Source organism: Odoribacter sp. AF15-53 (genome assembly GCF_003479425.1).
In the GTDB taxonomy this organism is placed as follows: Bacteria; Bacteroidota; Bacteroidia; order Bacteroidales; family Marinifilaceae; genus Butyricimonas.
This window is the reverse complement of the sequence record NZ_QUHC01000001.1, coordinates 75,009-86,612: the sequence shown is the minus strand read 5'-3', so window position 1 is coordinate 86,612 and position 11,604 is coordinate 75,009. Positions and strand designations below refer to the sequence as shown.

The following is an 11,604-nucleotide window of genomic DNA, read 5'->3' as shown; positions in this document are numbered from 1 at the left end:
CGTTTTTATGTAATTATTTACGTAAGTTCAATGCCTTCACGATAGCACGATATCTTTCGATATCTCTTTTCTTCATGTAATCAAGCAACGCTCTACGTTTTCCAACCAATTTAATCAAAGATCTTTGAGTAGCGAAATCTTTGTGGTTTTTCTTTAAATGCTCAGTCAAATGAGCAATACGGTAGGAAAATAAAGCTACTTGTGACTCAACAGAGCCGGTATCTTTATTAGACTTCCCGTACTGTGAAAAAAGTTCTTCTTTCTTTTCTGATGTCAAATACATGATGTACAGTTCTTTAATTTTAATATTAATTTTAACGCCGCAAAGATATACTTTATTCTGACATGAAACAATCTTTTCCAACCCTTTTTGTATTTTTGTATTCCAATTCATAATTAAAACAAGAAAAATGCTGACAAAGATATTTCTATATTGTATATTACTTTTTACCCCGACTCTACTGGTCGCCCAGCGAGCTAAAATCTCCTTCGAGAAAACAACGTTCGACATGGGATTCGTGTTAGAAAACGGGGGAAAAGTAACTCATCACTTCAAATTTATAAATAAAGGGAAAGCTCCCTTGTTGATCAAATACATCGAAACCACCTGTGGTTGTACGACACCCAAATGGAACAAACGCCCGATCCTCCCCAGGGATAGTGGCATTATTTCCGTCACGTTCAACCCGAAGGATCGACCGGGAGTATTCTCGAAAAAAATCATCGTCTACACGAATGCCACTCCCCCGAACACCGTGCTGAGACTGGAAGGAGAAGTCATCGCCAAACCGACTGACATCCCGAAAGAATATCCCTTCACGGCAGGAGATTTACGCATCAACACGGACACTATACATCTGAAACAAGTGGAAACGAAGCAACAGATCATAAACCTGATCAACACGGGGAAAAAAAATATCTCTATCGTGTCTATTTTAAAACCCGATTACCTGGAAATTAACTGTACCCCCCTCTCCCTCGAAAAAGAGATGATGGGCAACCTGATCATCCGGTATCTCCCGCAACACGCCGACAAAATCAAACCCGGAGATCACGTTTTAATTAACACGAGTCAAGGCTCAAGTTACAAATTCACAATTTCCCCAAATTAATTTTGCATTTTCAATTTTCAATTTTTAATTGCACATGATTTACCCCGAAAATTTTGAAACTAAAATAAAATTCGACAAGATTCGACAACTCATTAGTAACAACTGCCTGAGTGACATGGGACGTGAGTTAGTCAACGACATAAAATTCTCGTTTGACGCCGAATGGATTCGTACCTCTTTAGCCGAAACATCCGAATTCATGCAGATATGCCAGGAAGAAGACAGCTTCCCGGTATCCTATTATCATGACGTTCGTCCATTTTTACTGCGTGTAAGAGTGGAAGGATTATTTCTAGAAGTAAACGAACTGGTCATTCTAAAAAATTCTTTGGAATCATTAAACGCTATCATGCGTTTTTTCAACAACAACCAGGAACGTTATCCTCATCTAATCGCTCGCGCCGGAGACGTACGGGTATTTCCCTACATCCTCCAACGACTGGATTCAATCGTCTCTAAATTCGGGACGATCAAGGATTCTGCCTCTCCTGCTTTGGGAAACATCCGTCACAGCATCACCAAAAAGCAATCCGGAATCTCCCGCCGCATGCAAGCCTTGTTGCAAAAAGCACAGGAAGAAGGATGGGCCGACAAGGACACGAATATCTCGATCCGGGACGGAAGAATGGTTATCCCCGTACCCGCAGCGTTCAAGCGGAAGTTAAACGGGATAGTGCATGATGAATCCGTCACCGGGAAAACCTCATATATCGAACCGGCCGAAATTATCGAGACCAATAACGAGATCCGGGAGTTACAACTCGAAGAAAAACGAGAAATCACCCGTATACTCCGACAATTTGCCGACGATCTGCGTCCTTATATATATGACTTGATCCCGGCCTACGACTTCATGGCATTCGTGGACTTCGTGCGGGCAAAAGCATTATTCGCCATCCGGGTAAACGGTATCGTCCCACTTTTCGAGGATGCTCCTTCCATGTTATGGTACAGAGCAAAGCATCCCCTACTCTACTTAAGCCTGAAAGCCAATGGCAAAGAAGTCGTTCCGTTGAATATAGAAATTGACGAGGACCAACGTATCGTCTTGATTTCCGGTCCGAACGCGGGAGGTAAATCCGTTTGCCTACAAACAGCCGGATTATTACAATACATGTTTCAATGTGGTATACCCGTACCCGTGGAAGAATCCAGTAAATTCGGTATCTTTCACAAAATCCTCATCGACATGGGCGACGAGCAATCTATCGAAAATGATTTGAGTACCTACAGTTCGCACCTGTTAAACATGAAAAACTTCGTGCGATACGCTTCGCGGGATACACTCATATTAATAGACGAGTTCGGAACGGGAACCGAACCCATGTTGGGAGGAGCTATAGCCGAAGCCATATTGAACGCCTTAAACAACAATCAAGTGAAAGGTGTTATCACTACCCACTACACGAACCTGAAACACTTTGCCTCCTCCGCTCCCGGAATCGTGAACGGGGCGATGCTCTACGATAGTCACCAGATGCTCCCGCTCTTCCAACTGGAAATCGGGAAACCGGGTTCCTCTTTCGCCTTCGAGATCGCCAAGAAAATCGGTCTACCCAAGGAGATTTTGGATGATGCGGCCAGCAAAATCGGAGAAGACCGGGTGAATTTCGACAAACACCTGAAAGAAATTCTCCGGGACAAACGCTACTGGGAAGAGAAACGGAAACGCATCCACGACAACGAAAAACGTCTCGAAGAAGTGTTGGAACGTTATAAAAAAGAACTGGATGACGCTTCCAAGCTCCGAAAAACAATCATTCAGGAAGCCCAGGAAAAAGCCAAAGAAATTATCTCCGGAGCCAACAAGACCATCGAGAACACGATTCGCCAGATCAAAGAAAGTCAAGCAGAGAAAGAACAAACCCGTCAAGCCCGCCAAGCCTTTGAAAACGAGAAACAACGTTTATTGGCAAACGAGGAGGAAGAAGAAGAGAGACTAAAACTGAAAATCGAAAAACTGAAAAACCGGGAGAAAAGACAGAAAGAAAAAGGGAAACACCCACGGAATGAGATCCCTGAAACCACGAATGTACAAAAACAAACACCGACTCTTGGTAAAGGCGATCTCGTGCAAGTGGACAACAAAGCTGTCGGGGAAATCATCGAGATCAATGAAAAAAATGCCGTCGTCGCACTTGGTGGCCTGATGACCATGGTGAAAATCGAACGCCTCACGAAAGTATCCAACAGCGCGGCCAAGAAAATCACGCAAAACAAACCCCAACGCAGTGTTTCCAACTATATGGAGAACCTCAGCCAAAAACGCATGGATTTCAAACCGGAAATAGACGTTCGGGGGCTACGGGGTGACGAGGCTCTCATGAAAGTATCGGAATTCATTGACAATGCCGTCATGCTGAACATGAAAGACCTTCGTATCCTTCACGGCACCGGCACCGGGGCTCTTCGACAAATCATTCGTGATTACCTGAAAACCAACCCTGTCGTGGGGCATTGCGGGGATGAACACGTGCAAATGGGAGGTGCGGGAATAACGGTGGTAAAACTGGATATATAAAATGTAGTTAGAATGGAAGTAAAACATAGAATACAGTTTGGTAGCGCAACCGACGAAAAAGTAACAAACTCGAATTATCATATTCAAAATCATTACTACATACGAAATCTTCCAAATCACACGAGACACAAGAAACGGACCTGATTGCATGATTCAATTTTTTGGGGAAACAAATATAAAAAACGACATTCTGCCACGGGTGATAATTATGTTGAACTTTATTTGTTAATTTCAATTTTATATTATAATTTTGCAACAAATACCGGAATAGGTATGTTCACAACAGAAAACATTGTATACAGTTTGTTTTGAAAGTGATGGAAAAATTCGAAATGTATACTCAAAATATTTAAGATGCAACCAGCTCGGAGAGGCCGGACAACTCTTCGAGATATTGAAAGGGATATGTAATGTATCCCTTTCTCCTTCAAAAAAGGTGCATAATTATTTTCGGTTTTTGCATAATTATAGTGGTGGTTTATAAGGTTTATCATCCATTATATCGTATTTTTGTGGAGTAATCAAAAAAAAACATATATGTCTAAGATTGTAGAGGTAAATGTTCAATCCGAAATCGGAAAACTGAATGGGGTAATACTCCATACACCAGGCGAGGAGGTAGAAAACATGACTCCCGAAAACGCTGAGAGGGCGCTCTATAGCGATATTTTAAATTTATCAATCGCACGAAAAGAATACAAGCAACTCAGCGAGGTTTTAGGTAAAATCACGAAAACTTACCAAGTAAAAGACCTCCTGACAAACATTTTAAAAGACGACGCGACCAAGCTGGAAGTTTTGAATCGCATCGAAAAAATAGAGCCTTTTATCGTAGAACAGACTCCCAAGGGATCAATCAAAGATCAACTAATGGATGAAGATGCAGAAGATCTGGCTCGCCTACTCATCGAAGGTGTGGAAATGAAACGCGACACGTTAACCAAATTCTTGAATAAAGATTGGTATGATTTGCGTCCGTTGCATAATTTCTTCTTCACCCGCGATGCTTCCATGAGTATGTACAACGAAGTACTTATCGGTAGAATGGCAAATGCCGTACGAGATCGCGAGGCTATCATCATGCAATCCATCTTTGACTTTACCCCCGAATTCAAGACCAAGACCTTAAACGTGGTGACGACACCCGATCCTCTCCGCAAATTAACAATCGAGGGAGGTGACGTGCAAATCGCACGGGATGATATCTTGGTTATCGGTAACGGGATGCGTACATCCACCCGTGCCATCGACGCCTTGATGTATAACTTTATCAGCCGGAACGAGGACAAAGTACAGCACATTCTCGTGCAAGAATTACCCCACTCCCCGGAATCCTTTATCCACTTGGATATGGTGTTCACCTTCTTGGATAAAGACAAATGTATGGTATACGAACCGTTAATCATGAGTCCGGGTAATTACCAGACTGTTCACATCAAGATTCAGCACGGGAAATTGATCAGCATCCGTCGGGAAAAAACCTTGTTGCATGCCCTGAAAAAATTGGGAATGGATCTCGAACCCGTGTATTGCGGTGGCGAAGACGAAACTTGGAACATGGAAAGAGAACAATGGCATAGTGGTGCCAATTTCTTCTGCGTGGCCCCGGGTAAAGTGTTGGGATATGCCCGCAACAACTACACGGTTGAAGCCATGAATAACGCCGGTTTCGAAATCATCCGGGCCAACGACGTGATCAACAATAAAGTTGATTTAGACAAATACGAAAAATACATGATCACGATCGAGGGATCGGAACTTCCTCGCGGTGGTGGTGGTGCAAGATGCATGACCATGCCGATCAATCGTGACGACGTGATCTGGTAAAGAATTAAAAAAGCCTCTTAAAGAGGCTTTTTTAATATCATTTCATTTTTTCCCGATATACAAACTAGCAATTCCAAAACTCAAACGGCGTTGCGAAACATTCGAAAAGCCAGCGTTCCGCATGATATTCAAAAACTCCTCTCCCTGCGGAAAAGCAAACACGGATGCCGGCAAATACTCGTAAGCCTTCCGGTCCCCGGAGATCAGCCCACCGACAAAAGGTAATATATTTTTGAAATAAAAATTGTACAGTTGTTTCATCGGGAAATGCTCCGGCGTGGAAAATTCCAAAATCACCACTTTCCCCCCGGGGTTCAACACCCTGCACATTTCAGTCAGCCCCAATTCAAGATGTTCGAAATTACGCACCCCGAAAGCGACGGTAACCGCATCAAAAGTATCCGTTTCAAATGAAAGATTCTCGCTATCTCCATACTGGAAATCAAGCCGATCGGCTAAACCTCGTTTTTTCGCTTTCTCCCTGGCCACGGCAAGCATATTTTCGGAAATATCCGCCCCGATCACTCGCTTCACACCATGTTTCAGCGCCTCGATAGAAAAATCTCCCGTCCCGCAAGCGATATCCAGCACCAATTCTTTCGGCCCTGCCCCAACAACTTTCATCGCCTTTTTTCGCCAACTCTTGTCAATACCCATAGATAACAAGTGATTCAACAAATCATACTTGGGAGCGATCCCGTTGAACATCTCTTGTACCTTCTCTTTTTTAGCCATTACTCTTTCATTTATTTTTCAACGGCGAAAATAATCAATTTTTGACTAATACTAACCGACTGCGGTCAGCGAGTTGAACTTTCGTGATAAAATCCTTGAACTTATCGTAATCCGTTTTCGGGAATGTACCGGCCTTCAAGCAAAAAGACCTTTTAATTCTTAATTTTCCACCCTCCTCGCTCACTTTCATATTGTAAGACCCGTAAGGCGTGGTCAGCGAAACGGGAAAAATCCGTCCCTCCACCCGATACCCTTCAGGCATGGAGATTAAGATAGAGTCCTCCTGCGTGTACGGATACCGTACGACAATCGGGGACATCCGTTCCTTGGCGGTCAACTTGATATCAAAAATATTAGAGAAACGACAGGGAGTCAAAAACAACCTTCCGGTTGAGGTCGAAGCAAATCCTCGTAAAAGGCCCCTAACGTCATACCCCGTTCGGGGCACCTCGTCTCCCGATAAAGGTTGAATCGTGTAACCCGCCAATTCCAAATTCCCGCAATCAGCGTGATCCTGTATCCATTTTCTCTTATCACTCTCCGATTGCCTCAACAAATTCAGAAAACCATAGTTCTCAATTTCCACCCCCGTAAAAACACGTTTCAATTCCAAATCGGCATCCCCGGAGGCATGTAAACGCACGTCCACCTCGGTCTTTTGCAGGTTATCCGCTTCCCCGTACTTACGGGTACGCATCAATCTACCCCCGTTTTCCCCGATCAACAAACAATTTCTGTCGGAAGTAAAGGTTCCCATATATCCCATCGGGGAAGTCTGGGAAGTACACTCCAACCAAATCGTATCCCGTTCCACGGGCACGGTAACAATCACGTGGTTAAAACGAGCCGTGGGAAAATCTTCCGGGATTTCATCCACGTGACTTCCCGCCCGGATTAAAGTATAAAAAGAAGGGACCCCGACAGCTTTCAATAAAGCACAAGTATAAAAAGCCAAAGCCTTACAATCTCCGAACTTATTCTGATGCACGTGAGAAGCGGCAAAAGGTTGCCATCCCCCGATTCCCAGTTGCACGCTCACGTAACGGGTATTTCTCTGCACGTAATGGTAAACCGCCCTCACCTTATCCCGCACAGAAGGCAACGCATCACATTCTTTCTTAATCTCGGCCAGTTGCTCCGGTTTCAGGTCGTCCCTCCCGGAACAAAGCTGGTAAATCCACTTCCCGTAATTCTCCCAACTCTCCATGTTCCCTTTATACCCACCCATCTCGAAGTTGACAGGCGCAAGGTACACCACGGGCAACACGTCCTCCAGTTTCCCGGCGAAAGGCTCCGAGACAACAGGTCGCACGTCATGCACTTCCCACGTGTAGCGGGAACCCGTTCCTTCCGGTTCCTTTTTAGGTTCTGCCACGTTCCCGTTCCGATAGCGAAAACCCACGTTCTGGGGGTCCGAAACGATAAAAGTCGAAGACTTGATCCCCTGTTTTTCGTCCCCAACGGGAGCCCAAGTAGGATAAAACATGGAACCTTTATCGTCCACCCGGTACTCCACGTTCAATATATACGGGTAATGACTCTGCACGATATCCAGATACTTCACCCGGCTTTCCGATGCTACCGCACTCCAATCCTCGGTCATATCCCGACAATCCTTCAAAGAATAACGTTTGATCACTTTCCCGTCCATCCCGCTCACAGAAACCTTCAAGGAAACAATCTTCGAAAATTTACTGTAATAAAGGACAATTTTGTTCAAATCTTCTGCATATTCATTCAGAATCATCGCCTGATATTTCCGCTCCATCCGGGATTCCTTGGCATTCAATATCGTGAAATGCCTGACATCACTGATCACGTATTCATTCAATCCCTCGAACTCGATCTTTTGGGCTGCTGAGAAATGCCAGCAACACGTGAATAATATCCCTATCAACCAGTATTTCATACCTTTTTCTTTAAAACCACAACCATCTTGGACAACTCTGCAAAACGATCAAAGAAATCCTTCAACTCCGGGTATTCCTGTGGTGTATAGGTTAATTTTTTCATGGTAAAAGTAACCAACAAAGTAATCCCCCCGTTTCCTTCCAATGCTTTAAAAGTAAACAAAGCTCCTTTATTAGACAACAAATAAGCCACATCCTCCGGCAATTGCTCGACTTCATACCCCTCGGGTATCTCTATCGCGGTCGAAATATTTTGTTGAGAACCATAAGGAAAATCGACAATCGCCACGCGGGAATCCCGCTTGAAAAGAGGTTCTGAAGCTAACCCGTACAAAAACGGTTGTATATAAATCATATCCGTCCCGTCACAATTTTTTCTCAATTTAAAATTTTGTCTTATACCATTTCTTTCGGGCTTAAAATTGAAATCTGAAAACTCCCAATCCACGTATCTGGCTTGCAATGCCTCCTGAAACTTGTCTGCCCCCTTTTTCACGTAGTTATCCAACACGCGCAACGCGGAATATTCCTTATCCATCAAAGCGATGTCAACCTCTAGTTTTCCATCGACAATACGCATGGTCGTTACCGCAGTTGAAACATCTGCCCCCATTCCTTTCAACGGAAGCATCATTCCCCCGTTATCTGAAATCATCCACCCGCTACCATTCAAACAACGAGGAGGTAAAAGCCCCAACGGCACGTTAGCCGTGGCGTCACACAAATAATGTTCTTTCCCGATTTTCACCACGGAAACCACGTAATTAAAATCATTAAAATTCGGGTAAATCGGATGCAATATTCCATTTCCGCGAGTACTCAAAATTACCGGGTAAGCCTCCAACCCGTTCTCACGAAACAAGGCATTCAAGGCTAGATTAATATCTCCCACGCTACCGGACTTGCTACGCAAAGCCTCCCGCAATCCTTTGGAAGGAGATATTCCATACATCCCGTCCCACGCGATCGCACCTTTTATCCATTCAAAAAGATAATTCGCTTTTTCCAAATCATTCATCCCCACCACGGCACCGGAAATCTCTTTCGGAAAATTACCCCTTGTCGCCACTCTCCAGAAATCCGTCTCCACGATTTTCTTGTTAAGTTGCGCGTATGTACCCGCAATATGCCAGATCGGCTGTCCCGGAAGATCCACCGTCACCAGTTGAAATTCCACTCGCAGGGGTAAATCACAAGCGTTGCTCACGAAAGGTTCCTCCTCTACCGGGGGGAGATTCTTCACTTTCATGCTTGTTCGTTTGCTGCGAAAGTTTAGTTCCCCTACAATATCGCTCACCCACTTTTCCTCCCGTTGCACGCTATACATATTTCCCATCATACGCGATTGAAAATTAAAATATTCAGGAATAGTATACGTTAATTCGTTGTGGCAAGTCGGGAGATCACTCTGAAACGCCCAAGGCTCCAAGTTCTCGAAATAAGACGATTCTTTCATGTAACTGTATTCAATCACTGATCCCTTTTTCACGTTAGGCAACACGAAACTCATCTCAACCCAATATTTATTCAACCGATTCGTATAGATATTTGATTTTTCCAATTTTGTCTTCTCGATAGTCCCGTTCTCCAAATTATAAGTCCAACCACTCAGATACGTGATCTTCTCCCGTTCGCCGGACACATTATTATCAGGTGAATACAACCGGACTTTCACGTTACCCGCATCCTTCATCTGATCGTCGAGAATTTTAATCCGAACACCCTCGCTATAACGATACACCAAGCCTTTTGTTGTCGCGAGATCAAAATCTATTTCACCTTTTTTTTCCAAAATCACAGCTTTTGCCTCCGGATAAAAATCACATTTGTCAACATTTAACTCTTTCTTAGTGATGGCTTTAAACTTGATTTTTTCCGCTCGCAACCCGGGAATAGTTACAAGCACGAACAATAATAAGAATACAAGATTTTTCATAAAGTAGTATTTTAGTTCCAGGATTGATGTAAATATATTAAATTTATTTTAATTTTCAAATATTCGCTATAGCTAATTTACTTTTTCCTGACAATATGGGCAGTATTTAGAAGGAAATAAGGCACGACAAGGCATTCAGGGATCTGCCAAAAACGAAACAAAGACAGTTGCCAAACGGCCGTAAAACGGCTGTGAAACGTCTGTCATTCCCTTGTGGTGCCTTATTTCTCCCTAAACACCCCCTAAACACTATCGGACTTCTTTATAAACCGGGACAAATATAGCCAATTCAATTTGTAGAACGATGGCGGTAAAAGTATGCCAATCCCGGACAAACTCGGACAAAATAAAAAAGTCGCGAAAACCCTTCACAAAGAGTTCCCGCGACACGGAAATATAAACTCAAATCAAAACCTCCGAAAGAATATTACTTGCTTGAAGTCCCGCTTTCCAAGATACTAACAATAGAGAAAAGTGAGAAACAAATTCCTCCCAATCCGATCAATACCCTGGAGGGAACAAAAAAAGCGTTGTCAACAGACGCTTCTTCAAAAAGAAACGCTCCCAGGAAAAGAGCAAACAAAGCTGTCATCACGGGTATCAACGGGATACGATTCGCCAACTTGCATTCTTGACGCCAAACCTTGGCGAGCAATAAAACCTTGCTGGATATACTGAAACAAACCAATCCCAACCCGATCAGAATAAAACCGGTTGTATTCACGGGGACAGGTGCAGCCAATAACTCTACAATTCCTCCCACGATGCAGACAGTCCCCATGAAAAACACCAGTCTAGGCCAATATTTTCGATCTTTTTCACCATAATCATTCCTGATCTGGCGAGAAATACTTGCAACCAACCCGATCAGACTCGTACAGATACAAGCCAACCCGGTCATAACGCTCCCAGCAACCAAATGATCTGCCCCGGAACCGGATAACAATACAATAGCCCAAACCCAAGCTACCACGGAAAATAAAATCGCCAACCCGATTAACACGGTTTCCGTCTTTGCAGAAAAACCGCTCGGATTGATCTTGTCACTTGTCCCATGCGAATTCACCGGAATAAGTGTAAATTTCGTGGATGAAGTCGCCGCTGTCGAAATACAAGCCGCAATCAAAGCTACCCCGCAAATCACGTGACCGGGAACAAACATATTCTGAGGTTCGGGGGAACTAAACAAGTAGATACCCCAAATCATCGTTCCCAACGCGAACAAATATCCCATTCCTGGTAATAAATATTTCGCGACAGGATTATACGTGTGAATCAATTGCCGGATGATCGTTGCCGCCGTGGCAAACAACGCTATACAAAGTACACCCAATGAAAATACGACCGGCCCCGCTACCCACCGTGCTTCATCATTCCCGTAACCAAAAATATACCCTCCAAAGAAAAAGCAAATCAACGCCATCAACAAGGGAATAAATCGAAACAATACACTAATTCCGTAATTCATAAGTCATTTATTTAAATTCCTATGAATATACGGCAATTAACATCTTCGGTTACCCCGTTAACTTGAAAAAAACATAAAAAAGATTGCCTGCGGCA

Annotated in this window: 8 protein-coding genes; 3 read left to right on the top strand and 5 right to left on the bottom strand. The window is 43.7% G+C overall.

Annotated features, from left to right (window positions below):
- Positions 1 to 13 precede the first annotated feature (13 nt).
- Positions 14 to 283 carry a 30S ribosomal protein S15 gene (rpsO, locus tag DWW52_RS00305; protein ID WP_027200975.1) on the bottom strand — a complete coding sequence of 90 codons (270 nt, stop codon included), beginning with the start codon at positions 281 to 283 and terminating at the stop codon, positions 14 to 16.
- Between the two features lie 127 nt (positions 284 to 410).
- On the opposite strand from rpsO, the gene DWW52_RS00300 reads away from it, so the two are divergent.
- From DWW52_RS00300 to DWW52_RS00290, 3 genes are all read left to right on the top strand, one after another.
- Positions 411 to 1,112 carry a DUF1573 domain-containing protein gene (locus DWW52_RS00300; protein WP_118713487.1) on the top strand — a complete coding sequence of 234 codons (702 nt, stop codon included), beginning with the start codon at positions 411 to 413 and terminating at the stop codon, positions 1,110 to 1,112.
- Between the two features lie 34 nt (positions 1,113 to 1,146).
- Positions 1,147 to 3,633, top strand: coding sequence for an endonuclease MutS2 (locus DWW52_RS00295; RefSeq protein WP_118713485.1), 2,487 nt, complete (start codon positions 1,147 to 1,149; stop codon positions 3,631 to 3,633).
- A gap of 537 nt (positions 3,634 to 4,170) precedes the next feature.
- Positions 4,171 to 5,460, top strand: coding sequence for an arginine deiminase family protein (locus DWW52_RS00290; protein ID WP_118713483.1), 1,290 nt, complete (start codon positions 4,171 to 4,173; stop codon positions 5,458 to 5,460).
- Between the two features lie 42 nt (positions 5,461 to 5,502).
- On the opposite strand, the gene ubiE is transcribed toward DWW52_RS00290, so the two are convergent.
- The 4 genes from ubiE to DWW52_RS00270 form a co-directional block, all read right to left on the bottom strand.
- Positions 5,503 to 6,195, bottom strand: a complete 693-nt coding sequence (ubiE, locus tag DWW52_RS00285) for a bifunctional demethylmenaquinone methyltransferase/2-methoxy-6-polyprenyl-1,4-benzoquinol methylase UbiE (RefSeq protein WP_118713481.1) — start codon at positions 6,193 to 6,195, stop codon at positions 5,503 to 5,505.
- 34 nt (positions 6,196 to 6,229) lie between these two features.
- Positions 6,230 to 8,104 carry a DUF3857 domain-containing protein gene (locus DWW52_RS00280; RefSeq protein WP_118713479.1) on the bottom strand — a complete coding sequence of 625 codons (1,875 nt, stop codon included), beginning with the start codon at positions 8,102 to 8,104 and terminating at the stop codon, positions 6,230 to 6,232.
- On the bottom strand, positions 8,101 to 10,041 hold the full coding sequence (locus DWW52_RS00275) for a DUF3857 and transglutaminase domain-containing protein (protein ID WP_118713477.1): 1,941 nt from the start codon (positions 10,039 to 10,041) through the stop codon (positions 8,101 to 8,103). Before DWW52_RS00275 ends, DWW52_RS00280 begins: the two co-directional genes overlap by 4 nt.
- A gap of 427 nt (positions 10,042 to 10,468) precedes the next feature.
- The gene (locus tag DWW52_RS00270) at positions 10,469 to 11,509 is read right to left on the bottom strand and encodes a DUF2776 family protein (protein WP_118713475.1); all 1,041 of its coding nucleotides are present in this window, start codon (positions 11,507 to 11,509) and stop codon (positions 10,469 to 10,471) included.
- Between the last annotated feature and the right edge of the window lie 95 nt (positions 11,510 to 11,604).

What these genes read in the sequence shown, in the direction of transcription:
- DWW52_RS00295 (WP_118713485.1), top strand. Translation starts at nt 1,147, where the DNA reads ATGATTTACCCCGAAAATTTTGAAACTAAAATAAAATTCGACAAGATT.
- DWW52_RS00275 (WP_118713477.1), bottom strand. Translation starts at nt 10,041, where the DNA reads ATGAAAAATCTTGTATTCTTATTATTGTTCGTGCTTGTAACTATTCCC.
- ubiE (WP_118713481.1), bottom strand. Translation starts at nt 6,195, where the DNA reads ATGGCTAAAAAAGAGAAGGTACAAGAGATGTTCAACGGGATCGCTCCC.
- DWW52_RS00290 (WP_118713483.1), top strand. Translation starts at nt 4,171, where the DNA reads ATGTCTAAGATTGTAGAGGTAAATGTTCAATCCGAAATCGGAAAACTG.
- DWW52_RS00280 (WP_118713479.1), bottom strand. Translation starts at nt 8,104, where the DNA reads ATGAAATACTGGTTGATAGGGATATTATTCACGTGTTGCTGGCATTTC.
- DWW52_RS00300 (WP_118713487.1), top strand. Translation starts at nt 411, where the DNA reads ATGCTGACAAAGATATTTCTATATTGTATATTACTTTTTACCCCGACT.
- DWW52_RS00270 (WP_118713475.1), bottom strand. Translation starts at nt 11,509, where the DNA reads ATGAATTACGGAATTAGTGTATTGTTTCGATTTATTCCCTTGTTGATG.
- rpsO (WP_027200975.1), bottom strand. Translation starts at nt 283, where the DNA reads ATGTATTTGACATCAGAAAAGAAAGAAGAACTTTTTTCACAGTACGGG.